Annotated in this window: 25 protein-coding genes and 1 pseudogene; 24 read left to right on the top strand and 2 right to left on the bottom strand. The window is 47.0% G+C overall.

The annotated features are described in order from the left end of the window. Positions 1 to 206: 206 nt before the first annotated feature. From CRG97_RS17880 to CRG97_RS17815, 14 genes are all read left to right on the top strand, one after another. The gene (locus CRG97_RS17880) at positions 207 to 482 is read left to right on the top strand and encodes an acyl carrier protein (protein WP_098745853.1); all 276 of its coding nucleotides are present in this window, start codon (positions 207 to 209) and stop codon (positions 480 to 482) included. Continuing rightward, entirely contained in the window at positions 469 to 1,983 is a 1,515-nt protein-coding gene (locus CRG97_RS17875) for an ATP-grasp domain-containing protein (RefSeq protein WP_098745851.1), read from the top strand. Before CRG97_RS17880 ends, CRG97_RS17875 begins: the two co-directional genes overlap by 14 nt. Positions 1,984 to 2,005: 22 nt before the next feature. After that, entirely contained in the window at positions 2,006 to 3,112 is a 1,107-nt protein-coding gene (locus CRG97_RS17870; protein ID WP_098745848.1) for a glycosyltransferase family protein, read from the top strand. After that, entirely contained in the window at positions 3,084 to 4,259 is a 1,176-nt protein-coding gene (locus tag CRG97_RS17865) for a radical SAM protein (RefSeq protein WP_076321628.1), read from the top strand. The genes CRG97_RS17870 and CRG97_RS17865 overlap by 29 nt, the downstream gene beginning before the upstream one ends. Positions 4,260 to 4,319: 60 nt before the next feature. After that, the gene (locus tag CRG97_RS17860) at positions 4,320 to 5,303 is read left to right on the top strand and encodes an ABC transporter ATP-binding protein (RefSeq protein ID WP_098745845.1); all 984 of its coding nucleotides are present in this window, start codon (positions 4,320 to 4,322) and stop codon (positions 5,301 to 5,303) included. Continuing rightward, positions 5,300 to 6,109 carry an ABC transporter permease gene (locus CRG97_RS17855; RefSeq protein WP_098745842.1) on the top strand — a complete coding sequence of 270 codons (810 nt, stop codon included), beginning with the start codon at positions 5,300 to 5,302 and terminating at the stop codon, positions 6,107 to 6,109. The genes CRG97_RS17860 and CRG97_RS17855 overlap by 4 nt, the downstream gene beginning before the upstream one ends. A gap of 3 nt (positions 6,110 to 6,112) precedes the next feature. Continuing rightward, positions 6,113 to 6,925: an ABC transporter permease gene (locus CRG97_RS17850; protein WP_237566473.1), complete on the top strand. Its 813-nt coding sequence runs from the start codon at positions 6,113 to 6,115 to the stop codon at positions 6,923 to 6,925. 132 nt (positions 6,926 to 7,057) lie between these two features. Next, positions 7,058 to 8,101: a hypothetical protein gene (locus CRG97_RS17845; RefSeq protein WP_098746672.1), complete on the top strand. Its 1,044-nt coding sequence runs from the start codon at positions 7,058 to 7,060 to the stop codon at positions 8,099 to 8,101. Between the two features lie 112 nt (positions 8,102 to 8,213). After that, positions 8,214 to 8,468 (top strand): hypothetical protein, encoded by a 255-nt coding sequence (locus tag CRG97_RS17840; protein WP_098745840.1) that lies wholly within the window; start codon positions 8,214 to 8,216, stop codon positions 8,466 to 8,468. A gap of 677 nt (positions 8,469 to 9,145) precedes the next feature. Then, entirely contained in the window at positions 9,146 to 10,198 is a 1,053-nt protein-coding gene (gene vanG, locus CRG97_RS17835; protein WP_098745837.1) for a D-alanine--D-serine ligase VanG, read from the top strand. Between the two features lie 5 nt (positions 10,199 to 10,203). Next, complete coding sequence (locus tag CRG97_RS17830) at positions 10,204 to 11,052, top strand: D-alanyl-D-alanine carboxypeptidase family protein (protein ID WP_237566472.1); 849 nt, start codon at positions 10,204 to 10,206, stop codon at positions 11,050 to 11,052. Then, complete coding sequence (gene vanT, locus CRG97_RS17825; RefSeq protein ID WP_237566471.1) at positions 11,039 to 12,265, top strand: serine racemase VanT catalytic subunit; 1,227 nt, start codon at positions 11,039 to 11,041, stop codon at positions 12,263 to 12,265. Before CRG97_RS17830 ends, vanT begins: the two co-directional genes overlap by 14 nt. A gap of 45 nt (positions 12,266 to 12,310) precedes the next feature. Beyond that, positions 12,311 to 14,338, top strand: a complete 2,028-nt coding sequence (locus CRG97_RS17820; RefSeq protein ID WP_481856208.1) for a peptidoglycan D,D-transpeptidase FtsI family protein — start codon at positions 12,311 to 12,313, stop codon at positions 14,336 to 14,338. Positions 14,339 to 14,441: 103 nt separating this feature from the next. Further along, positions 14,442 to 15,854 (top strand): D-alanyl-D-alanine carboxypeptidase family protein, encoded by a 1,413-nt coding sequence (locus CRG97_RS17815; protein WP_098745828.1) that lies wholly within the window; start codon positions 14,442 to 14,444, stop codon positions 15,852 to 15,854. A gap of 130 nt (positions 15,855 to 15,984) precedes the next feature. Here the strand turns inward: CRG97_RS17815 and CRG97_RS33020 are convergent, their stop codons facing one another. After that, positions 15,985 to 16,206: a hypothetical protein gene (locus tag CRG97_RS33020; protein ID WP_153047506.1), complete on the bottom strand. Its 222-nt coding sequence runs from the start codon at positions 16,204 to 16,206 to the stop codon at positions 15,985 to 15,987. A 92-nt stretch (positions 16,207 to 16,298) separates the two neighbouring features. Between CRG97_RS33020 and CRG97_RS33310 the strand changes: the two genes are divergently transcribed. Beyond that, positions 16,299 to 16,943: a reverse transcriptase domain-containing protein gene (locus CRG97_RS33310; protein WP_202618959.1), complete on the top strand. Its 645-nt coding sequence runs from the start codon at positions 16,299 to 16,301 to the stop codon at positions 16,941 to 16,943. Between the two features lie 44 nt (positions 16,944 to 16,987). Beyond that, positions 16,988 to 17,329: a group II intron maturase-specific domain-containing protein gene (locus tag CRG97_RS33305; RefSeq protein ID WP_237566470.1), complete on the top strand. Its 342-nt coding sequence runs from the start codon at positions 16,988 to 16,990 to the stop codon at positions 17,327 to 17,329. Positions 17,330 to 17,428: 99 nt separating this feature from the next. On the opposite strand, the gene CRG97_RS17800 is transcribed toward CRG97_RS33305, so the two are convergent. Then, on the bottom strand, positions 17,429 to 18,043 hold the full coding sequence (locus tag CRG97_RS17800; protein ID WP_098745822.1) for a TetR/AcrR family transcriptional regulator: 615 nt from the start codon (positions 18,041 to 18,043) through the stop codon (positions 17,429 to 17,431). A gap of 124 nt (positions 18,044 to 18,167) precedes the next feature. Here CRG97_RS17800 and CRG97_RS17795 point away from each other — a divergent pair, with 124 nt between their 5' ends. The 8 genes and pseudogenes from CRG97_RS17795 (at position 18,168) to CRG97_RS17760 (ending at position 25,499) form a co-directional block, all read left to right on the top strand. Next, complete coding sequence (locus CRG97_RS17795) at positions 18,168 to 19,373, top strand: MFS transporter (protein ID WP_098745819.1); 1,206 nt, start codon at positions 18,168 to 18,170, stop codon at positions 19,371 to 19,373. 286 nt (positions 19,374 to 19,659) lie between these two features. After that, positions 19,660 to 20,061: a nuclear transport factor 2 family protein gene (locus tag CRG97_RS17790; RefSeq protein WP_098745816.1), complete on the top strand. Its 402-nt coding sequence runs from the start codon at positions 19,660 to 19,662 to the stop codon at positions 20,059 to 20,061. Between the two features lie 108 nt (positions 20,062 to 20,169). Then, positions 20,170 to 21,162: a phosphotransferase enzyme family protein gene (locus CRG97_RS17785; protein ID WP_161952951.1), complete on the top strand. Its 993-nt coding sequence runs from the start codon at positions 20,170 to 20,172 to the stop codon at positions 21,160 to 21,162. Positions 21,163 to 21,527: 365 nt separating this feature from the next. Next, entirely contained in the window at positions 21,528 to 21,863 is a 336-nt protein-coding gene (locus CRG97_RS17780) for a hypothetical protein (protein ID WP_237566469.1), read from the top strand. Positions 21,864 to 22,055: 192 nt separating this feature from the next. Continuing rightward, the gene (locus tag CRG97_RS17775; protein WP_098745807.1) at positions 22,056 to 22,640 is read left to right on the top strand and encodes a TetR/AcrR family transcriptional regulator; all 585 of its coding nucleotides are present in this window, start codon (positions 22,056 to 22,058) and stop codon (positions 22,638 to 22,640) included. 142 nt (positions 22,641 to 22,782) lie between these two features. Next, complete coding sequence (locus CRG97_RS17770; RefSeq protein WP_098745804.1) at positions 22,783 to 23,997, top strand: MFS transporter; 1,215 nt, start codon at positions 22,783 to 22,785, stop codon at positions 23,995 to 23,997. Between the two features lie 316 nt (positions 23,998 to 24,313). Continuing rightward, positions 24,314 to 24,615 (top strand): annotated as a pseudogene (locus CRG97_RS17765) (ArsR/SmtB family transcription factor). Between the two features lie 23 nt (positions 24,616 to 24,638). Further along, entirely contained in the window at positions 24,639 to 25,499 is an 861-nt protein-coding gene (locus CRG97_RS17760) for an aldo/keto reductase (protein ID WP_098745800.1), read from the top strand. The last annotated feature ends 67 nt before the right edge of the window (positions 25,500 to 25,566 follow it).

Genomic DNA, 25,566 nt, shown 5'->3' with positions numbered 1-25,566 from the left:
ATACCAACTGGGCGTAGTTTTTGACAATTTTCGCTCTATCGAATCATGTTATATTTATTGTTGACAGATTTTAACACCAGGAAGATAATAATTGTAACTATGGTAAAAGGAGGGAATGTGTTTTAGGAGTTTTTGTTCGAAATGGAATTTCTAAACGTAAAGATTGGGTTGTACCTCGTATATTAACCCACTAAAGGAGTGTAGTCATGTACGATAAAATCGTAGACATTTTGTGCTCTATCAAAGAAGACCAACCGGAACTCCGCCAAAACCTGTCCCCCGATACGGATCTAAACAACGATATAGGCCTCGATTCTCTGCAAATGATCCAGTTTATGCTCAAAGTCGAAGATCAGTTAAACGTGGTTATTGACTATGACCAATTCGATTACGAACATCTCCAGTCGATCGACTCATTTATCACTTTTCTGAAAAGCTGCCAATCGCAGGAGCAGCCCCTATACGAAGATGTCAAGCAATGAAGCCGGCGTGATTCCGAAAATCGTGATGGGTACTTTCGATCCCGAAACACGTTGGAGGGATCCGGATCTGGCCCGGCTGCCCGCTATGCCCGATAAGGACCGGGAATCGATTGTCCTCTGCATGGACGAGCTGCTATTTCCATTTTGCGGACCGGACGATGTCCTTTACAGTCGTTGCAAAATCGATCCGGCGCTGCACGAATACCTGAACGGGCTGGGTTTTTCTTTTCAGTCCCGTTATCACTATGATTTGAACGATGAGCATAAACCTTTACCAGGATCAGACGTTTTTAAGCGGTGCATGTTCAGCCTTGCAGCCGAACAAGCCCAAAATCCTATAACGGCAAACAGGGTGCTGCAGACGGCCGGTGCCGGTTATTCGGAGGGTGCACTCTTGCCGGGATCGATCTCTTCCTCATATGCCGCAAACGGTTTGCGCCAAACACAATCACCGGATGAAGCGTTGCTCACCAACGCCACAAACATTCTATCACCGTACGCTATTACGGCAGAAACGGAAACTTACCTCCGTACCGCCGGACCGTTTGGTCCTTTACCGGACATGGAGACGGTTGTACGTGTCAATTCCAAGATATACTCGAGCAGACTCCTTGCTAGAATTGGCGAGAAGCGCTACGGGATGGAGGCAAACAGCGCTGCGGAAATAGAGGCAATTGGAACTACGCTTTTGAGGCGGGGACCGTATTTGCTGAAAGATCCATTCGGTGTTTCGGGCAAAGGTAACCTGCTCATTGACAGCGGAGCTATGCAGCGAAGGATAGCGGAGCACCTGTATAAACAGGAGGGGAGTGGATTGCGCGTTCAATTCCTGCTGGAGCCCCTGCTGCCGAAAGTGACCGACTTCAGTTCTCACTGGTTTATCCAGGAGAACGGTGAGAAGGAGTTCATCTCCGTTCAGCGGATGATGAATCACCAGCAAAATTACAGCGGGTCTATCCAAGCCGATGAAGATTTTAACGACATGCTGGAGAACGCCGGCTATTTTACCGTGATAGAGAAAGCGCTCCGGACCCTGGCTGAGGACGGCTACCACGGCTTTGTCTGCTTCGACTCCATGATCCTGGAGGACGGAGAAGTCGTATCCATCGTGGAGATCAACGCCCGCAAGTCCATGGGACTGATTAACGCGTATCTCGATAAATGGTGGGAACCATACGGCCTTACCGGCTGGCTTACGTTCTTCTCTCTCGGTCTTCCGGAAGGCTTCACATTCGGGAAACTCCTGCAGTCTCTGCGCGAATCCGGTCTTCTGTTGACAGCACCCGGGGTTTACGGGATCGTTCCTTTATCATCCAATACCGTCATGGTGAACGAGATTCTAACACGGCGCCGTATCGCCGAAGGAACACAGAACAAACGGGGGATACCGAAGGGACGGCTGTATGCAGCCGTGCTGGGGCGTGACGACGAACATCGCAGTGAATTGGTCAAAAGCCTGCGTCAGATGCTCGCCGACTTATCCGTTAAAGTGTACAACTAAATCTGGAACTCGGAGGCTGCGCATGTATTCATCTTCGGTCACCTTGCTGGCGTCGGGCAATTCGCTTGGCGCATACATTCCGGCTATGCATCTGCATACGTACCTGCAAGGCAAAGGTATCGGAACAGAGGTTCATGTTCTGGAGAACTTGTATCACGAGGAAGTACGGCACAAGATACGCTCTACCAAAAAAGCATTCCATGCGGATTTCTCCGTTGCCCGTATGGGCCATAAGCTGGCCAAGCCCGTTGACTCTTCCCTGGACGAGGAAGCGGTTCGGAGAATGCTGGACGACTGGAGACAGGCCGGTGTCTCCCGCTTTGCCGTCTTTACCGGCTTCTGGCTGCCAATCCTGGAGCGTTATAAGGCAGCTGCCGGCATCCCGCTGGACATCCGGCTGATTCGGTTGGATGCGAGTGATACGCCGTCTTATAAGGTACACAAGCAATTATATTTAGGCTACGACAACATCTGGTTCTACGAGCCCTCAAAGCTGTCGCCGCGCAGTTACCTTGCTTCGGACGAAGTGGAGCCTCTGCCATACGCGCAGCGTACCGGACGCATTTTGATCCATGGCGGCGGCTGGGGGATCGGGACCTATGCCGGAACGATCTCAGAACTTCGTAAGCTCGGATACAGCCTTGATGTGATCGTTTACGATCCCTCCGAGGTGGAGGAGGACGACGGGGTTACGCGCTACTTCGGAACGGAGGCCTTCTGGGATCCGTGGAGCAGGGATGCGCGGGGACGGCACACATTTCCGCCGATGGTCCGTTATGTCCGTGAAGACGGCGTTCTCCGGGAGTTTCCACTCGGGGATTACTCTGCTTACACGGACCTCATGCGAAATTGCGTTGCAATCATCAGCAAGCCGGGGGGAGCGACCCTGAACGACTCGCTGGCGTTCGGAATCCCTTTTGTCATGCTGGAACCGTTTGGCGACCATGAACTTCATAATTCAGCCTATTGGGAATCCTGTGGTTTCGGTATCCGGTTTGGGGAATGGAAAGCTCAGGATTTTTCGAAACCTATGCTAGAGGAGATTTGCAGACGTTTGCTGGAGCAGCGATCAAAAATCAACCATTATGGGAGGAACACCTATGCAGCCGAAAACAGCAGTTACCTTTGACCAACTGACGTTCCGTAATATGAAAAGAACCCTGGTACCGCTAGCGGAAACGGGAAGGAAGCTCAAAGAGGACCCGACTTATGCGGCCCCTGTGCCTTATGAGATTGGGATCAAACTCAATAACGGATGCAATCTGCGCTGCAAGCATTGCTTCGAATGGAATCCGGAAGGCTTCCATCATGGCTTTGCAAAAGAAGTAAAGAACGACGAAATCGAGATTCCTGTCGTGGAGAAACTTCTTGCCGAAACGAGAGAACGCAAATCGCGCGTGTTCCTGTGGGGCGGGGAGCCGCTGTTCTACTCCAAGTTCGATGAACTGGCGGAGCTGCTGGCCAAAGAAGACCGGTATACGACCATTTGTACGAATGCGATTCTCATTGAACAGAAGCTGGATTCTATTCTGAAAATGTCGGAAAATCTGGTCATGCTGGTCAGCCTGGAAGGCTTCGAGAAAGAGAATGACGCAATAAGAGGCAAAGGCACATTCAAGAAAGTGATCCACGCCATACAACTCCTGCTGGATCTGCAAAAGCAGGGCTTGTATAAAGGCAAAGTATCTGTAGCTCTGACAGTAAATGACCAGATGGTCGGCAAGCTTTACAGCTTTATGGAATACTTTGAAGAGATGGGCGTAGATTCCGTGTACTTCTGCTTCCCTTGGTACATCCCTTCCGGTACGGCGGAGAAAATGGACACCTATTTTGATGCCCATTTCCCTCACCTTGCTTCCCGCTTTGCGGACGATCACAAGAACAGCTGGCACTCCTTCACGTTTCATATCTCGCCGGATAATTTTGATACATTGATCGAAGAGCTGAAACGCGTCAATTCGCGCGTATGGAATGTACGTATCCGCTATCAGCCCGCGCTGGAGCCCGAAGAGGTGGAAGGGTTTATCCGGGGAAGCGAGAAGCCGGCCATGAACCGGACGAAGTGCTTCTCGATCTCGAACCGGATGGACGTGATGCCGGACGGCAAAGTGAATCCGTGCAAATTTTTCCCGGAATTCAGTGTCGGCAATTTGTACGAAGATAGCGTGGCGGATATTTTCCACGGCGAAGATCTTCGCAAACAGCGCGAGGTTCTGGCCTGCGGTCTGATGCCGATTTGCTCGAAATGTGTGCTGCTTTATAACAATGGAGTTTAAGCGTTTAAACTTTATGCCGTTCATTCAGGCAGATCAGGCAAACGTTTGGGAGGAGCGGAGATGGACTATATCCGTGTGCGGGAGCTGCACAAATCGTTTGTGTATTACCGGAAAGAAGCAGGACTCAAAAATTCATTGAAAAATTTGTTTGCTCGCAAGTCACTGGTGAAGGAAGCGGTTAAATCCGTTTCCTTCGATATCGGTCCCGGCGAGTGCGTTGGTTTTCTCGGGCCCAACGGGGCGGGCAAGACTACGACGCTCAAGATGTTATCGGGCATTCTATATCCCACGAGTGGAGAGGCCGATGTACTCGGCTATGTCCCGTGGGAGCGAAAGAACGAGTTCAAGCGGCTATTCTCCATTGTGATGGGTCAGAAAAACCAGCTTTGGTGGGACCTTCCCGCCAGCGAGTCGATTTATTTGAACAAATGTATTTATGACGTGGACGATGATCTCTACCGCCGGAGTCTTGCCGAGTTATCGGAAATGCTCGATGTGCAGGACCTTCTGGACGTGCAGGTGCGTCGGTTATCCCTGGGGGAGCGGATGAAGATGGAGCTCATCGCCGCTCTGATCCACCGCCCTAAGCTGCTTTATCTCGATGAGCCGACGATCGGCCTCGATTTCCCTTCCCAGAAGAAGGTCAGGGAGTTTCTGAAATACTACAATGAACAATTCGGCGCGACGATTCTGCTGACGAGCCACTACATGAAGGATGTGGAGGATCTGTGCAAGCGGACGATCATCATTAATGAAGGCAGTATTCTGTATGACGGTGATCTTCATAAAATCAACGATCTTTTTGGCGAGAACAAAGTGATAAGGCTGCAATTCTCCGAACCCGTTGCTGAGCAGCGGGTGGCCAAATTCGGAAAAATAGTCAGCGCAGACGACTACAACGCAGTTTTGGAGCTGCCTAAGTACCGCTTGAAGGAAGTGTCGCGTGCCGTGCTCGACTCGTTTCCGATCGTGGACTGGACAATAGAGGACGTGGCGATCGAGGAAAGTATTTCGATGCTCTACCGCAAGGAATCCGTCGGATGAACAGAGGCAAATTGTATAGGGCTGTTTTTTCAATGGGCGTCCAGCATTCGATGGAATACCGTTTTCACTTCTTTCTTGGTCTTCTGGGGGCCACGTTTCCGATTCTTGTCCAGTATTTCATCTGGACGGCGGTGTACCGGCATTCCGGTCAGGATGCGCTGTTCTCGTATTCGTACGGTCAAATTATATTGTATACGATCTTGGCGGGATTGGTGTCCAAGCTGATCGCTACCCAGTTCGAGCACCAGATTGCCGACGATATCAAAAACGGTGGTCTTAACAAGTATTTGATCAAACCGATCAGCTATTTCGGGTATCGGCTGGTATCTTTTTTCGGCCAGAAGGCGATCTATTACGGGATTACAGCTTTACTGCTCATCGGGATTATTGGGTTCGCATCTGCTGGTGGCGTGCTCGAGCTCCAGGCTATACGCCTGATTCTGTTCGCGGTCACGCTATCGGGGGCGCTTTTGCTCAATTTCCTGATCGCCTACTGCATCTGCGCGAGTGCTTTTTATCTGCATGAGATCTCGTATTTTTTTGTCATTACAAGTCTGCTCGTCAATATTTTGAGCGGAGGCATGTTTCCGCTCGAGATTTTCGGGGAGTCGGTTGTGAAGGCACTTCAGTACACGCCATTCCCATATACGATTTATTTTCCGGTCAATATCCTCAGCGGCAAAGCGGAAGCAGCGGTTATGTACCAAGGGCTGCTCATCCAGTGTGGGTGGATTCTACTGTTCTTTTGGCTATCCCGCCTGACGTGGCACGTTTCCATGAAGAAATATTCGGCAGTAGGGGGGTAACGGATGTTGCGTATGTTAAAAATCGCGAGGAAATACATGCGGCTGTACGGTTTATTCATCAAAAATTGCCTCATCGCTCAAATGGAGTTTCGGGGCAATTTTATGATGAGCCTGCTGGTCGAATCCGTCTACCTGCTCGCCAAGCTGTTATATGTGCTCGTCGTGTTCCGCACCGATCTTCATGTAGATGGCATACCGCCCGAAGGGCTGCTTCTATTTATAGGCATGCATACGGTGGTGACCGGAATTTATGTCGGCCTGTTTTTTACAAATTTCATGAAAATTCCGGAATATATTAAGGACGGTTCGCTTGATTTAATGCTGACGAAGCCGGTATCCCTTCAGTTCATGGCTTCCTTGCGTTACGTCGATTTGGCGCTGCCGATCCCCGATATTCTGGTTGGGTTCGTCATGGTCGGTATCGGCTGGCATGCCATGGATATTCCACTGACGCTCCTGCAGTTTGCAGGGTTTGCCCTGCTGCTGCTCGTCTCTGTTGTCATCACATACTGCCTGATGATCATCCCGGCGCTGCTGTCATTCTGGTTCGTCCAGACGGGCTCTGTATCAGAGATCGCGCATTCCATTTGGGACGCCAACAATTTCCCTATGGCTATTTACCCGGCCTGGGTCCGACGGATCGGGACCTTTGTTATTCCTCTATTCCTCATTACCAATTTCGGACCGATGTTTCTGCTTGAGCAGCTCAACTGGCTTCATGTGGGACTGGCGCTGGCCGCTTCGCTTCTGCTCTTCGCAGCTGTACGGCTGCTCTGGAAACAGGCCGTAAAAGGATACAGCAGCGCGAGCAGTTAAGCCAGCAGTTTGGTGGGGCTGAATGCCAAACTTGCATCCATGCATGAGGAAGGAGAGTAGATGGGTCGGGCTCAATCGCAGGAACACTGCTGGTCAGGATTCCGGATCACTTGTCAGAAAGGGGAGAATCAGATGAACGCGTTTCAGCTTCCGGTGGTGAATCCGCCGCTTAAAGGATTTTTGCGGTGGGCTTACACACTCTCGATCACCAGCATCCACGAAGAAACGATGCCTTGGTATTACAGCAATTTTATCCAATTGTTCTGCAAAAAAAACTTTCTGGAGGACAGCAGGCAGTATTATGTCGATTTTTTTCGGGGCAAGCCCAACGAACTGAATTTCAACAACCCGTTTCTTCTCACCTGCTCGGTCAATTATACGATTCTGGAGAGTTTGGCATTGGACGCCTGGCCGAAATTTTTCGCGGATCAGATCCAAAACGGCTATTATTGCGTTGTGTTTTTGGACGAAGCCAGGCTATCGCCCGCGGCCTCCTATCAGAAGGAGCCGTTCCCTCATCATCTTTTTCTATACGGTTTCGATTGGGACGAGAGTGTCTTCTATGCGTCGATGTTCGATCATACGGGAGTTTACCGCAATTTGCAGATCCCGTTCCGGGAGTTCCAGGAGGCCGTTCAGTCCATGAGGCATCTTCTAAAGGAGAAGCTCACGGCCGACCATCATACGTACTTTTATAAATATGAGCCGCATTCTCCATATCCTTTTGATAAAACAGCCGCGATTGACCAGCTGCGCGATTATTTAAACGGAGAAACTCATCTAAACCGGATCAATTACAATTCGGACAACGAGGAAGCTTTTGGAATCAAGGTATACGATTATTTGCGGCTGTACTATGATGCCGTAGAGGGCAACGATTCCCGGCTCGGTGATCGTAACGATGTAAGACACCTTCATGTGCTCTGGGAGCACAAAAAGATGATGAGCGAGCGGATCGGATACTTGGTGGATGAGGGGATCATCCCGTATGATGAAGAGCTTGTGGCTGGCTACAAGGATATCACCAAAAGGGCGATGAAGCTGAGAGATCAGTATATTCGTCATGAAATTCGCGAAGATAAAGAAATGTTTGAACGGCTGAGGCTCCGGTTCGATGAGTTCCAAAAGGAAGAGCCTGTTCTCCTGCAAAAACTGATTACGCTGCTCGAAGGCTGAAAAAAAGCCCCCGGGGAGAACCTTCGGAACCGGTTGCGATACATACCGGAAGGCCTGGTTTTCTACGGGGGCTCTAATTTACATTCATGAAAGTCAAAAAAGGAGTGATTTAATGACATTAGCAGCAGTGAAAAAACAGGATTTCGATTCATTGAATGATGAAAGACTCGGGTGGGCTTGCATGGAACCAACCTTCCTTGAGATTCGCGGAAAAGATATGTCCGTGAAAGCACAAGTAATTTCTCAACTCACCAAGGGAAAACAGGTATTATGTATGTTTAGAGTATTATACGATCATGCGAAAAACTCGGTGAGTGAGTACTATAGGTATAGAAAAACAGTTGATGATAGAAGAAAAAGAAGTTGAGTTATGGGTTCCAGTTGTTAAAGCCCGTTAGAAACATTGGAATATACTGTACAGCCATGTTTACAGAAAGGGCCATCCCATAAAGATCGGCCCTTTAATTAATTAAAAAAACGACCGCAGCCGGCCAGAACGATCGAGAGAAGACGAACGGGATACACCTTCGAAGCTCTCTCAAACGTTGCATTTCTTTGTGTTTCATCTCCTGTATCCGGATTCCAAGCACTTTTTTAGCATTTCATTCTCCCGCTTGAATCGCTGTACTTGCCTACTTGATCGATGTATTCATCTCGTCATCCCCGCTAATCCACCAGTCCGAACTCACCCAATTCTCGATATTTTCTCGCGTATTTCCCCTGTCTTAATCTTATACGAATAGTCTTTAAATTTTTGTCCTCTGATTGTCACGAAAAAGCACCCCCTCGAATTTCATCGGATAAACCCGGATCTGATCTGGCTTCTTTTCAGAATAGCAAAATGAAGAGCGAAGGCAACTCCTCAGACCTTAAGAAAAAATTTATTTTCCCTTACACTTTCCTTAAATTCTTCCATTCAAACTAACAGTATGACCATGATTGAGGTTAAAAACAGAACGAAGTTTCTACTATTCTTACTCACTTTAAGGGTGGGGAAAAGGAGTCGTTTTTTTGTTTTTTTATCACAGTTTAGGAGGCTTTTACATGGAGAAGAAGACGGTTGCGGTATTGTTTGGCGGTTGTTCCGGCGAGTATGAGGTATCTTTAAGCTCAGCTGCTGCAGTGATCGGACATTTGGATATTGAAAAATATAATCTTGTATTAATCGGAATTACACAGGAAGGATCATGGCTTAGATATAGTGGAAATCTTGAGGATATTCGCAATGACCGCTGGCATGCGCATCCGAGTTGTATCCCTTCCTTTTTCTCGCCTAGCCGGGAAATCAAAGGGCTCATTGAGCTTGTTCATACAGAATATCATGTGACGCCGATTGATGTTGTACTTCCGGTGCTTCACGGCAAATACGGTGAGGACGGAACCTTGCAGGGATTATTGGAACTGGCGGGTATACCATTTGTTGGATGTGACATGCTGTCATCCGCATTATGTATGGACAAGGAGTTGGCCCACACATTGGTTCAGGCTGCAGGTATGGACACGCCACGTTCCTTGACGGTCTATAGGGGTGGAAGTATGGAAAAGGTATTGGCAGCAGCAGAAGAGCTGGGGTTCCCGCTTTTTGTCAAGCCGGCGAGGTCCGGGTCTTCACTAGGCATTACGAAGGTGCATGACATGAAAGAGTTGGCAGCAGGGACAGCCTTTGCCTTTACACACGACAGTAAAGTCGTCATTGAGCAAAATATAAACGGATTCGAAGTGGGCTGTGCCATTCTAGGCAATTCTGATCCTATAATCGGCGCGATTGATGAGATTGAACTAGAGGGAGGATTTTTTGATTATTCGGAAAAGTACTCCTTGCACAGTTCGAAGATTCACTTGCCTGCCCGCATCGATAAGGACACGGCAAACAAAGTCAAAGAAACTGCGCTGGCTATATATAAAACGCTTGGCTGCAGCGGGTTTGCGCGGATAGACATGTTCCTTACCCCTGACGGAAGGATTGTGTTTAACGAGGTCAACACGATACCGGGTTTCACGTCGAACTCCCGCTATCCGAGCATGCTCCAAGCCAGCGGCTTGACTTATGCGGATATTCTTGACCAACTGCTACAGCTCGCCGTTGGGGAGGTTTGAGACTTATGGAGAACATGAACATCTGGCATGGTATCCGCAGGCCTTATTTGGAACAGACTGCAGAAATTGAACTTGATCGGGCAGCCGTGCATCGTGGACATCTCATTCTAGTAAATCGCGAGCATCCTGTTAAGATGGTTCCGCAAGAGCTGAATCTGCTTCCGGTTAAGCACATTCAAGCAATTGAGACGGAGCAGCAAAAGATGTACCTAGAGCAAATCTGTCTGCAGCAGTTGACCGCATTATTGCATGCATGCCATGGGTTGGAGCAAATTGTGGCCGTTAGCGGTTATCGCTCCAGCATAGAGCAGCGAGCGCTTTATCAAAGTTCATTACTGGAAAGAGGGGCATTGTTTACAGCCAATTATGTTGCCCGCCCCAATGAGAGTGAGCATCAGACGGGACTCGCAGTCGATGTAGGGTATAACGACGGCATCATCGATTATATTAGTCCGTCCTTTCCTGATCATGGTGTTTGCGGGACATTTAAGCAGCTTGCATCGAAATATGGGTTTATCCAGCGGTACAAGGAGGGCAAAGAGCAGATTACTAATATTGCAGAGGAACCCTGGCATTTTCGATATGTCGGATTCCCGCACGCGGTCATTATTGAGCAACAAGGACTATGCTTTGAGGAGTATATTTCGTGGTTAAAACCATTTCCGCTTAGAAAAGAGCATCTCTATTTCGAGTATGAAAACTCTATGATCGAAATTTATTCCGTGCCAGCGCAAGCAGCTATGACAAAGATACCAATCACGAAGTGTGAACGATATCAACTATCAGGTAACAACGTAGACGGATTTATAGTTACGGTATTTCATGAAAAAGGCAGTGGATATGTTGGCATCTAGAAACAGCTTCGGTGTAATCGATCAGCTCAAAATCATGGCGGCCATCGTAAAAGAAATGGGTCGAAGCAGCACACTACCGGTCAGCAGGCCAAGAGCCTGGGCGGAGATCAATCTAAACCACTTAAGACATAATCTGAAAGAATTGAAACGCGTTCTTCCTGATACTTGCGATATGATGGCGGTTGTGAAAGCAAATGCTTATGGGCATGGTGGGCCCGAGGTGGCCAAATTTCTTGCTGGCGAAGGCGTGGGATATTTTGCGGTGGCGGCTTATTCGGAGGGGATTGCGTTACGAAAACAAGGCGTTTTCGTTGAGATTTTGGTATTGGGATATACACCACCTGAAGCCTTCAGCGATTTGGTACGATATCGACTGACACAGACAGTGGTGAGTGTTGATTATGCGGAAGAGCTTAACCAGTATGGACGAAAGTATGGCAACAAGATGAATGTTCATATCAAAATTGATACGGGGATGAGCCGTCTTGGGGTACTCTATGACCACTTCGAACCTATCTGCAATATGTACAAGCAGTCGAATTTGCAAGTAACCGGTATTTACAGTCATCTATCGATGTCCGACAGCCAGAAGGAAGAGGATATTCTCTACACTAAGCAGCAAATCGACCGCTACCATCAAGTGATTGAGCAGATAAGGAAGGCAGGTCTTGACCCCGGCATGCTTCATATTCAAAGCAGCTATGGCATTTTGAACTATCCCGATAATGGCTACAGTCTGGCGCGTCCGGGTATTGCTCTGTACGGCCTGCTTTCCAATGAAGATGATCGGCCCAATGTAAAGATTCACCTGCGTCCCGTTCTCTCCTTGAAGGCAAATGTTGCTCAAGTCAAGACAATTCAAGCAGAGACCCCCGTCGGATATGGGCGGAATTATATACCGAATCAGACAAGCCGAATTGCGGTAGTGTCCATTGGATATGCTGACGGCATTTCAAGGGCATTATTCGAGCAAGACGGATTCGTCTTGGTCAGGGGGAGAAAAGCGGATATTGTCGGCAACATATGCATGGACCAAATGATGATCGATGTCACTCATATTGAAGGCGTTCAGGCGGGAGATACGGTCACACTCATCGGACAAGATGGAAAGGAGACGATCACAGCAGGGCAAATCGCTCGCCGTTCCGGTACGGTGACCAATGAAGTACTCAGTGGAATCGGAGAACGGGTTGAAAGAGTGTATATAAATTAAATTGCTGTTCAGATCGTATGACTTGAAGAAGATATGAATCGAAGGTTGAAAGAAATTACACGAACTCGTTTTAAAAAGAATGGTGCAGATACAGAGACTACATCCAACTTGAGAGTAAATCTATTCTATTTCAGCACGTTTTTTATATTTTGCACCTTAATTATAAGGCTGGCGGTTCTTCAATTCGTAGAAGGACCCGAACTTAAAGAACTGGAAACTAGCGGCCAGGTCAAAAATATCCCGCTTTTGCCGGTCAGGGGCAGCGTTATCGATGCTTCGGGAACTCCGCTTGCTTATTCTACATCATCGCAGGCATTGTATATTACGCTCCTCAAAGATTACAGTTCATCTGATAGAGGGATGAAGAATCGGCCAGAGATTGAAAAGCTGGCGAAAGAAATAGTTACAGTCATTAATCAATTCGGTGATCCCAAAGCAGACAAGCTGACGATCGAAGAAGTGATGAAAGCGATGGACCTTGATTATAAAATGCAGCTTGGTTATGAACCGCGTCGGATTAAGGCAGAACTTTCGTCCAGGGAAGTCGCTTATTTCATGGAGCATAAAAGTAAATACCCTGGTATAGAGGTTGTAGAAGAAAGCCGGCGGCAATACGACCCTGATAAAGTAGCAGTCCAGGCGATTGGCTACTTGAAGGAATTTCGGGGAAGCAAGGAAATCGAGAAATATAAAGAGATGGATGCCAAGAACAAGACTCAGAAGGATTCTGGGCTTGTCTATACGGAGCGGGAGAAAGTCGGCGTAGACGGTTTGGAGATGATGTTTCAGGAGGAGTTACGCGGAAAGAACGGCTACATGAGTATCCCCATAAATCCGAGAAACATGGCTGACGGCGTGCCTGCCATGATTCCCCCCGAGAAAGGCTACAATATTCATACTACCATTCATAAGGATATCCAGGTTGCTGCACAGCAGGCAATCGTCGATCAACTGAAATGGCTTCGTACTCATCCGGTTTCCGGAAAGTTGCACGGTGAAGCCCAAACCGGTTATGCAGTTGCCTTGGAAGTGAATACAGGCAATGTTGTAGCTATGGCCAGCATACCTGACTATGATCCGAATGTGTGGGAACAGGGTTCAGATGATTGGAACACCGTATTGAGCCACTACGGGAACGGAACGATTTCACCATATGCCTCTGGTCGATCCGGTAACAAATTAGAATCACTAGTGCTCCTGGGTTCTACCGTCAAGCCGTTAACGGTATTGATTGGCCTTAATGAACAATTGTTTGGTCCTAATGATTATTATATCGATCAGGGGGCTGCTTTTTTTGGAAAGGATAATTCCAGGGTTCGGAACTCCGGGGGGAAAGTATTCGGGGCGTTAAATGCAAGAAAAGCCATTGAGAATTCCTCTAATGCTTTTATGGTCGATTGGATCGGGGAAAGGCTGCATACGAAATATGGATCTAAATCTATTGAGGTATGGGACAAATATATGAAGGATTTTGGCTTAGGTGTTTCAACTCAATCCGGGTTGCCTTATGAGCATGTTGGAATCGTTGAATATGAAAATATTGAACAAGCAGGCAGTTATTTGGCGGCCATGGCGTATGCTTCATTCGGTCAATCGGGTAAATATACAACCCTTCAATTGGCACAATATGCAAGTACACTAGCGAATCGCGGTGTGCGTATAAAGCCTCAGCTTGCCAGCAAGATCGAAGATCAGAGTGGTCAAGTCATTAAGAAATACGAGCGCGAAATATTAAATAAAGTAGTATTCCCTGAGCAATTTTGGGAGGAAGTGATAGCTGGGATGAATACACAAGGGCTTCGGGCTTTTGAAGATTTCAAATATGATTTTGCGCGAAAAACAGGTACATCGGAGCAAGATATCTATGTGAATGGTCAAAGAAAAAGACTAGAGAACGGTGTTTTCATTGCTTTCGCCCCACGTGAAAAACCGAAACTTGCAGTAGCTGTCGTCATACCTGAAGGTGGCTTTGGTTCGCAGAGTGCTGCACCGGTGGCTCGAAAGATCTTCGACGCCTATGATGAATTTTATGGACTCGATGGCTCGCCCAAACATATAAAAAAAGATCATTGATCATGCGCGTGGCAACATGGAGTGAAAATAGAAACCGTCAGCAATTGTTTGCATTTATAGAATAAGCCCATAATTTATTGTGAAACAGAGAGGAGTATTACCGTTGATAGACAAGTTTTTTACTAGAAACAAGCACTATTGTATCCAAAGGATTTTGGGATCCTGGATGCTGCTTAATCTATTAAGCTTATCGGCAGCACCGGTCATTCTGCTGGCTGCTCCTAGCACCATCGCTACGGCGGAAACCACAGATACGTCCAGTACAGGCGAGTCGGCAACAGAGAATAACAAGACCAAGTCTGATCGAATCCCATCGGTAGAGCAGCTCGGATTGAACGTGAAATCGGCCGTACTGCTGGAGCCGTCCACGGGTCAAGTGCTCTTGTCCATCAATGCGGATGTTGCGTTGCCCCCAGCCAGTATGACGAAAATGATGAGTGAATATATCGTAGCGGAACAGGTGAAGCAAGGAAAGCTGTCTTGGGACGATACGGTAACCGTTCGAGAAAATGCGGCGAATACCATCGGCTCCCGAGTATTTCTGGCCGAAGGCGATCAACATACGGTTAGAGAGCTTTACACTGCGATGGCTGTCGGCTCGGCTAACGATGCGACCGTTGCCTTGGCGGAGCATGTTGCCGGCTCAGAGCAAGCCTTCGTGAAGATGATGAACGAAACGGCGAAGAAAATGGGCCTTAAAACAGCATTCTTTATCAATTCTTCAGGGCTAAGTCTTGCGGATATGCCGGAGAAGTTTCGTCCGGCAGAGGACAAAGAGACGGTCATGTCCGCGATGGATGCCGCCATCCTGGCGAAATTTCTTATTGAAGACCATCCGGATTTTTCCGAATTCACGGCTCTTCAAAACTATAAATTCCGTGACCGTGACGATCAACCGATCATCAACAATAACTGGATGCTGGCAACGAACAAAAACATTCCCAACTTCCTCACGTATGCCTATGATGGCTTGGATGGGTTGAAAACAGGGTATACTGAGGCTGCAAAATACTGCTTTACCGGGACTGCTGAACGTAACGGTATGCGCCTAATTAGTGTCGTTATGGGTACAGCATCGGAGCATGCACGTTTTAAGGAGACACGCAAAGTTATGGACTACGGATTCAACCATTTTGAAGTGCGAGAATTGCACCCTGAAGGGGCGATCGTCGAAGGCTTCGAGCATGTGCAGGTGAAGAAAGGCAAAGTGAAGGAAACGAAGCTTGTAACCGACCGTGCGCTAACGCTCGTCGTGCCTAAGGGTTTTACGGGCGACAACCTTCAGGTCAAGGCCAAACTGGACACCGACACCTTGACAGCACCAGTCACCAAGGACATGAAGGTGGGATCCGTGACTTACAGCTACAAATTCGAAGGTATGTCCAGCATTCAGAGCGACACGCTGAATTTGGTTACAAGCGAGGTGACTAAGAAAGCGGGCTGGTTCAAACAATTCTTAGGCGCGATTGGCGATTTCTTCGCGAATTTGTTCAATTCGATCAAAAATCTTTTCTAGAGGCTGCTTGTTAAGCATATTATATTAAGTTTCTGAACAAAAACCTGCCAGCTATTGCTTGGCAGGTTTTTGTTCATTTTATCATTCTAGTTTATATGTTCTTGTTGGAGGCCAGTTGCTAAGGATAGCCCTATTTTTCAGCAACGATAGTGAACATAGCTCTGTGACGGTTCAGGATTTTTTCTCCTGCACTATAAAATTTAGTATCAAATCCTTTATGGACCTGAATTTTAGTAAAACCGATAAATCTAAGCATTTCGCTATCCCAACCCGGTCTTCTTACGTAGGTCAATGGCAAGGTAAGCGCCAGTTGATCACCTTCTTCAATGTCTTTCTCTTCGCGGTAAGGCAAATAGCCTTGCTCAATAGCTTCCTCCTTATCTTTACGATAAAGATCTGCCTCCTGATGGAAGCGGAGTAAGAAAGCTCGGCATTCTCACGGTCGTGGATCGCATCATCCATCAAACCATCGCCCAGCAGTTGCAACCGCTATTTGAGCCGCTTTTCTCGGATGGAAGATACGGATACCGCCCAGGGTGGAGCGCTCAGCAGGCGATCCGAAAATTGAAAGCTTATACGGAGCAGGGATACGGCCACGCGGTAGAAATTGACCTCTCGAAGTACTTTGACACGCTGAACCATGAGCTGTTGATGAACCTCCTGCGCAAACAAATCGAGGACAAGCGCGTAACCGACCTGATTAAAAAGTACCTGAAAAGCGGAGTCATTGAAAACGGAGTACGCCACGAAACGGAAGAAGGCTCTCCTCAGGGAGGTCCCCTATCGCCGCTTTTGGCGAACATCTACCTGAACGAATGCGACCAGGAGATGAGAAGCCGAGGAGTGATCGTCATTCGATATGCAGATGACATCGTGGTACTGGTAAGAAGCAAGCGGGCGGCAACGCGGCTTTTGGAATCCTGCCGGTCGTATCTGGAGAACAAGCTGAGGCTCAAGATGAATCCGCAGAAGAACATGGCTGCTAGCGTTGTGGCGCAGAAGCATTTCAAATTCCTCGGCTTTGCCCTGGGGAAGAACGGAAGCGGCGTGTATATCCACGTACATCGACAATCCCTGGCAAAAAGCTGAAAGAGCTAATGAGCCGGAGTCAAGGCAGGAATGCAAGGCAGGTAATGGAGAACGTAAAGGTCTACATTCGCGGATGGATCGGTTATTTCTATGTAGCCGACATGAAGCGAATCCTGCAAAGCTGGAATGAATGGCTGCGAAGGCGGATGCGCATGTACATCTGGAAGCAATGGAAGAAGCCGAGAACGAAGGTAGAGAACCTGCGGAAGCTAGGAGTGCCGGAGTGGCAGGCCTACCCATGGGGAAACACCCGGCTGGGTTACTGGCGCATTGGCGGAAGCGCGATCCCGCAACGCTCTGTTACAAACGAAAAGCTCGCACAGGCAGGGTATTATGACTTACCTGCTGAGTACGAGCGTCTACCTCAATTGCACTTAAACGGTTGAACCGCCGTATACCGAACGGTACGTACGGTGGTGTGGAAGGTCGGCTACTCAACTAATGGGTAGCCTCCTATCCGATTTTATGGTTTCATGATAGCCGTGTTAGCCTAACTTCTTCGATAATGCATCCCATATGCTCATCAGTTGAGTAATGGCGGCATCCATCGCTTCGTATGAAACACCGTCCCGCGCTTGTGTCGACATTCCTTGCAGAAATGTTTCGAATAAGGTTACCAGCATGGGGATATCCGTTGAATCCGGCAACTCTCCATTGGCTACGGCCCGCTCTATACAGTCTTTTAGCCAACTGTGGACCCTTGCTCGTTCCTTGGCAAGCATCTCTCGGATGTGTTGTTGTTCGGGTGAACAATTCACAGCGGACAAAATCAACAGACAACCGAGAGGGTGGGAACTTTCTGTCTGCATTTGAGCCGATCGTCGTAGCCCTTGTTCGATAGCCGTTTTTGATGTCACGCTTGTATCCCTGAAACTTTCAGAAACTTGTCCATACGTCGAGATATATTGATCCATTACTTCTCGGAACAGAGATTCTTTTGATTCGAAAGCGGCATAGAAACTCGCTGCAGATATATCGCCCATGGCAGCACGTAACTGAGCAAGCGAAGTGGATTCATAGCCGTGTTCCCAGAACAGAAGCATGGCGGCAGCAACTGCCTCGTCACGATTAAAAGCGCGTGGACGTCCCGTTCGTGCCATATAATTGCCCCCCTTCATTACTTTTATACTAATCGATCCAGAAGTCCTTGACAAGGGAGAAGGATGAATTTAATATATGGAATGATCGATCCATAATTAAATTTATCATGAGGGGGAAAATATTTTGTCTCAATTATCATCTTCCACGGGTACGGCACAAACGGCAATTACGCCTGCCGGACTTCCTTGGTTAGCACTGCTCGCGCTTGCGATGACAGGTTTTATTTGTATCTTTACAGAAACCATTCCAGCCGGTTTACTACCGCATATCTCGGGAGGTTTGAATATTACAACAGGAATGGCCGGACAGCTCGTAACTTCCTATGCTTTGGGTTCCATTGTGGCGGCAATTCCGTTTGCTATGTTTACCGGTGGGATGAGGCGACGTCCGCTTCTGCTAGCCATTATTGTAGGTTTTTTTATCTTCAACTCGATTACCGCCCTGTCAAGCAGCTATGCATTAACGCTGGTCGCTCGATTTTTCGCTGGTGTATCTGCCGGTGCCGCATGGGGGATGATCCCCGGATACGCACGTCGCATGGTTCCGGATGCTTTAAGAGGCCGTGCCTTGGCAGTCGCGATGGTTGGTACTCCGATTGCTCTTACGCTAGGCGTGCCGGTTGGCACCTTGCTCGGTGATCTGATCGGTTGGCGACTTGTATTCGGACTCATGTCGCTTCTGACTCTCGCATTAATTGGATGGGTTCTGTGGCAGGTGCCGGACTATCCCGGGCAGCCTGCAAATCAACGTATGACGATCCGTCAAGTGTTTGTTATGCCCGGCATCCGTCCGGTTCTAATGGTGGTACTGACGTGGATGCTGGCACACAATATTTTATATACGTATATCGCGCCGTTTCTTGAGCCTTTGGGACTGGCTGGGCGTGTTGATCTGGTTTTGCTTGTATTTGGAGCATTCGCACTTATTTCGATCTGGATTGTGGGTCTGTTGATAGATCGACACCTGCGCCTGCTTGTCCTACTTAGTCTGTTGGGCTTCCTGCTGGCAGCCGCAGCACTATGGACGGGCGTCACATCGGCATTCGTCGTTTATGCGGTCGTGGCATTATGGGGATTTACCTTCGGCGGCGCCGCAACCATACTGCAAACAGCGCTTGCCGATGCAAGTGGTGAAGAAGGTGTGGATATCGTAATGCCAATCAATACTACAGTCTGGAATCTGGCCATCGCAGGTGGCGGGATTGTCGGGGGTGCTTTGTTGGAGTTTATTGGAGTCAAGTCGTTTCCGGGAGTGCTGTTGATTCTGCTGCTCATTGCATTGACTATTGCGTGGAGTTCGAAGAAACATGGCTTTCCCAGCAAAACATGAGACTTTATAGGTTTGTTTTTCATGCAGAGAGCATTTGAGATCATGTAATTGATCAATGCATACGGATTTCTTACCGGTATAAACGATGGCGCAGAGTACCCTTAATCGGAGAATGAAAAGGTGCTGAAAAAGAAATCGATGGATAAAAACTTGTATAATCCATGTTATGCTATGCTTGTAATATATTAACGTTAATATAGTGATGAAATCGGTAGTAACGGTATATACTCACCTGAAGTAAGTATGCCAGTAAGGATCTTTAAAACTCATAAAGGAGAAACATATAATGAGTATAGAATCAGAACTCTCGTCTCAAATATACCGGCTTGGGGAATTACACAATGATTTTAGAAACGGTGAATTTGAAGAAATGAACACGCTATATTCAGATGAATTTCAAGGCATCCTGTACATGCCTTCAACGGGAAAAATGGAGATGTATAATGCCGAGCAAATCAAAAAAGGAAATGAAGATGCTGCACGTTATTACAAAGGCAAAAACATTAAGTTTATTTTTTCGGGACTGAAAATCCTTCCCCAATCAGAGGATCAGGCCGCAGTTTCATATGAAGTCACGCACCTAAACGATACTAAAATAGTACGAGCCATTTCACTCGAAGTGTGGAAAAGAGTAGACGGCAAATGGAGAATGATTCGCTGGTATGAGGAAAAGGGGGAGGCCCTTTAAAATATATGATCTCACTTGGACCCGTTACATGGGATATCCTGCACCCCTAATGTTGAGTTAAGTTTCACCCAAGCGATTCGAAATGGGGTTGGTATGAAAGGAGTGCGCATGGACCAAAACATAAAATTAATGTTCTTGGATGAACATGCCATTGAAGGTGCAGCACGGTTCGGAGTTAGCCTCAAGGAGCTGACTTTCATTGGAGGATTTCAAAATTTTATATATTCCTACAATCGCAATCATATGAAATATATCCTCCGTTTCACTCCGAGCACTCATCGTACAGATAAAGGACTTGCAGCTGAAATAGAATGGATTCGTTATCTATCAGAGAATGGTTTGGCAGTCTCAGAATCGATATCATCGATTAATGGAAAGGACTTTGAACGAATCCAAGGAAATCTTATTGATTTCTACGTGACCTCATTCAGATATGCACCTGGTCGTAAAATCGGATACCCAGAATGCCTAGATAATCCAGTACTTTACGAGCAATGCGGCCGCCTGACTGGCCGTCTCCATGAACTATCGAAGCGTTACAAACAAAAGGCAAATAGACACACATGGGAATGCAATGAATACCTCTTACAGGCCAAACATTATATACCGGCAGAGCATCTACCAATTCTTCATGCGCTTGATGAACTAAGAGGACATTTGTCCAGTCTCCGTGTTACTACTGATAATTTCGGTTTGATACACGGAGATATCAATGTAGGAAATTTCATGGTTGATGAATCAGGGGAAATAACGCTCTTTGACTTCGATGAATGCCAGTACAGTTGGTATGTCGAAGACATTGCCATCCAGCTTTATTATTTGCTCTACGTATTCGGGGAAGATTCGAAGGCTGAGCGTAAGGTGCAGTACGAACTTTTCATGAAACATTTCGAGCGAGGCTATACAGAGGATGGCCGTCAAATGCCTGACGGCTGGAAGGATCAACTGGAGCTCTTCCTGAGACTGCGTGAAATTATCGTGGTTGTCGGTATGCACCGGAGTTGGGATCTAAGTCAAGCAGATGGTTGGACCCGTGATTTTTTAAGGGATAGTAGGATGCGGATTCTAAAAGGAATTTCGTTGATCGACGAATTACACTAACTGAATCAGCGTTCGTACCACATGGAATGAGACTAATATCGTGGATTAAAACGCTGCGTGCAAAGAGAGTCTTTATCATAACTCATGATGGAACGATAACAAACTACCGATGCTTGTTAGGTGAAGATGGATTAACGAGGGATGATTTCTTAGGGGAAGCTGGCTGGTGCAAGGTGAAAATATAATTAGAATATTGGCTAATTCTGGAGCGGAATTTAAGAACCGCGAAATGAGGGAGGAGATGGCGGCTGAACAAGCGCACATGGTATGTCTTTCTGGCAATTTGCGTCCTGATTCTAATTAGTGCGATGATATATTCGGCGTTTCAAAACAGAACATCGTTTAAGGAGATGGTACTGGATCAGTTGATTGAGCCTGGGACCATTAGCCATATGAGCGTCGGGAAAAATCGGTTCCGTCCGAACGAGCAAGTGATACAAATTACAGATCCCGCGGAGATCGAGCGCATCATGAACAGCTTTTCCGAAGTCAAACTGCGTAAAACCAGCAGAGTGGATTACGATGGCGACGAATATGAAGTTTGGTTCCAGGGCCGGAATGGCCCGACCTTCGCCGTATACTTCTATAGTCCGGACCTCGTGCGAATCTATAACGGTTCGAGCAATCATAAAAGGTATGGCAAGGAGTATAAAATTGTCAACGACTTCGATCGTGGGATCATCGAAAATCTATTCAAATGAATGAATGAGGAGAAAGGTCATTGGGACGATGACGTTTCTCTTCTTTATATTTTGAAAACCCAAGACCGATTTGATGATTATTTAATTATATTCAGTCCTTATCATTTTTAATCGTCTTCTGCTGTTTTGAAATAAATACTGGAATGTTCGTTCCGGTTAGGTTATACTCATTATGAAAAGGAGGAGTGAACCATGGGACGGACCAAAGAATTTGATCGAGAGCAAGTACTGCGCAAAGCCATGATTGTTTTTTGGGAAAAAGGATATGAAGCTGCAAGCATACCGGATTTACTGGAATCCATGGAGTTGAGCAGATCCAGTATGTACGAAACGTTTCAGGATAAACAGACACTGTATTACGAGGCCATCCAATATTATAAAAAAATGTCGCAAAAAAAACGTGATCTGATGATACATGGAACTTCTGCGATCACAGGGATCCGCCAGTATTTCGACCTGCACATCATGAACGCTTTTGCCACGCACGGCGAAGCTTTCCCCAATGGATGCCTGATTACGAATGCTTCCGTTGGTTTAGATACGGTGGATGAGCCCTTGCAGAATACGATTCGCCAAAGTTTTACGGAATTGGAGCAGCTGTTTTATGAGACGTTAAAGAAAGGGCAAGAAGCGGGAGAAATAGCTCCGGAGAAAGATATTAAAATGTTCTCGTACCTGCTGCTGAATCTCAATCATAGCATTAACGTAATGGCCAGAATCCAAAGCGATATCCATAAAGTCCACGGTATGATGAACGCGGTCTTCGAAATGCTGTAAACCTATTTTTTTAATCAAACCGGAACGATCATTCCCGAAAATATCCCCCTTGAGTATGAGCATAGGGGGCTAGCTATCTCTATACTGGAACGATTGTTCCTATATTTCGACTTAATAATTCACAAAATAAGGAGTGCTTATCATGAATGAAAACGCAATGGAAAGGTTGGAGAAATCCGTTTCTAGATGGATCACGCTGGTTCTTGCTGTTGCCTGTGGTTTGATCGTTGCAAATCTTTACTATACACAACCTTTAATTGAATCGATCAGCTCGGCCATAGGGTTATCTTCGGAAGCTGCAGGGTTGATCGTCACGCTGACACAAATCGGCTACGGGATCGGCTTATTATTTATCGTCCCTTTGGGGGATTTGCTTGAAAACCGCAAATTGGTGGTTACGCTGCTGATTCTGACGTCTATTGTTTTGATCATCGCCGCTGAAGCCCGAAGTGCGGCTTTGTTTCTTGCCGCTTCCTTGTTTATAGGTGTCGGGGCCGTTGCGGCCCAGATCCTAGTTCCATACGCGGCGCATCTTTCCCCTGAGGAGACGCGTGGACGTAATGTAGGCAACGTAATGAGCGGTCTGTTATTGGGTATTATGCTGGCCCGTCCGGTTTCGAGTATGGTGGATACATATTTCGGCTGGCATGCCATCTTTATTATTTCCTCCGCTATGCTCTTGGTACTGGCTCTTGTATTGGCAAAAGTCCTTCCGGCAAGGCAGCCGCAAACTAAGGACAAATATCCGGTAATCATCTCATCCATGCTGCATCTGCTCAAGACAACGCCGATTCTGCGGCGCCGCGCACTGTATCACGCGTTTTTGTTCGGCATGTTTAGTCTGTTCTGGACAACGGTTCCGCTCGTTTTAACGAGTCCGGTGTTTCATTTTTCTTCAACAGGTGTAGCACTTTTCGCTTTGGCAGGGGTTTCTGGTGCGGCGGCGGCTCCTATTGCTGGCCGCTTTGCAGATAAAGGCCTGATACGTTCGGCAACGGGATTGTCCATCGCGCTGGTGATTCTATCGGGACTTTTGCCGATTATGTTTCCAGGAGGTTCTATATTCGCTATCGTAATCCTCGTAATAGCTGCTATTTTGCTCGACATGGGCGTGTCCGCTAATTTGGTGTTAGGACAGCGAGCGATCTTCGCTTTGGGAGCTGAGGTGCGCAGCCGACTGAACGGCATGTATATGGCGATCTTTTTTGCGGGTGGAGCCATAGGCTCCGCAGTCGGGGGATGGGCTTACGCCATGGGCGGCTGGAAAGCGGCGATGTGGGTTGGCGTTCTTTTTCCGATCTTGGCATTACTGTACTTTTTTACGGAAAAAAGAGGGGCACACGGCGATATAAGCTGAATGACTGTTGATTCTTTCAGGAATGAGGGCATCGATGTTTTTTAACAGGCACTAGTTGAGAACGTGTGAATATATCGGAGTTTATGTTTGACATAGCCGCGGAATATCGCGGCTTCTTTAATTTTTTCGCAGCCATAATTTAAACATGAATCGAAATAGTAGGCATTTCATCTACAAGGGAAAATATGTATCTTCATTTGCTTTACCGATAGCATTTCGAATCTTGTAGTGTGTTATCCTAGGTTGGTCAGAAAAGATTATACAGTTAAACAAATGGGGGGATTAGGTGAGTCAGGAAATCGCAGCCGATATCGCTATGGAGTTCAGAAACAATCAAAAGGTGCTGTCGCCATCGGTGATGAAACCCGGCAAGCCATTCTTAAAACATTGATAGAGGGGCCGCAAAATCCCGGAATGAGAGTGGGAGAGATCAGGTTGAATACTCATCTATCTCGTCCAGCAGTTTCTCATCATTTGAAGATTTTAAAAGATGCTCAGATTGTAAGTGTTCGTAAAGAAGGGACCATCAATTACTATAGGCTGGATTCGAAAAGCAAGCTTCAGTCTTTAAAAAATCTAGTTCATGTAATCGAAAGAGCGTTGTTGCAATGCGAATAAATCGTAAGAAGGAGTGGTCACAGATGTATCGAACCGTCGAGGCGGCAAACGGTGTTCAAATTCCTCAGCTTGGTTTTGGCGTGTATAAAATCGAGAAGGGAGCTGTCTTTGAAAAAACCATCGCAGCGGCAATTCAAACGGGATATCGTCATTTCGATACAGCGAAGATATACGGCAATGAAGAAGCGTTGGGCCGAGAATTGCAAAAAAGTGGTCTTCCACGAGATGAGTTTTTCATTACTTCCAAGGTATGGACAACCGATCTTGGATATCATGCAACGAAAAAAGCGTTTGAGCAGACTTGTCGGAAACTGAATGTTACGTATCTCGATATGTATTTGATTCATTTTGCTGGACCTCATTACGAGAAAGCGTGGGCGGCGATGGAGGATTTGTACATGGAAGGGAGAATTAAAGTCATTGGCGTAGCAAATTTCGAAATCGAGCACTTGGAGCATCTCAAAAAGCAATCTCGGATATCACCGATGATCAACCAAATCGAAACGCATCCGGAGTTTCAACAACACGATTTGCATGATTATATGGTTCGTGATCGGATACTGCATGAAGCTTGGGGGCCACTGGGACAAGGAAACAAGGCTTTGCTGGAGCATCCGGTTCTCGTTGAGAGTGCCCGTAATCATCAAAAGTCAGTTGCACAAATCATATTACGTTGGCATATAAATCGGGGGGTTATTATCATCCCCAAATCGTCAAATCTGCAAAGGATAAAGGAAAACAGCGAAATTTTTGACTTTGATCTGAGCGAGGAAGAAATGGACCGAATCCGGCAGCTAGACACAGGTACAAGATATTCCGTTAACCCGACTGGCTACATGATAAATCCGATTTACGTCCAGTTGATGAAGCTATTAGTAAAATAAGTGCGGTCTGTTCTTAAAGATAATAGCACCATCAATGTACACCTTATTAGATGTTACAGAACAAGAA

Origin of the sequence: Paenibacillus sp. EZ-K15, assembly GCF_002573715.1 — a bacterium.
Lineage (GTDB): Bacteria > Bacillota > Bacilli > Paenibacillales > Paenibacillaceae > Paenibacillus_AQ.
The sequence above is the reverse complement of the archived record's forward strand: the minus strand, read 5'-3'. Positions and strand labels throughout refer to the sequence as shown.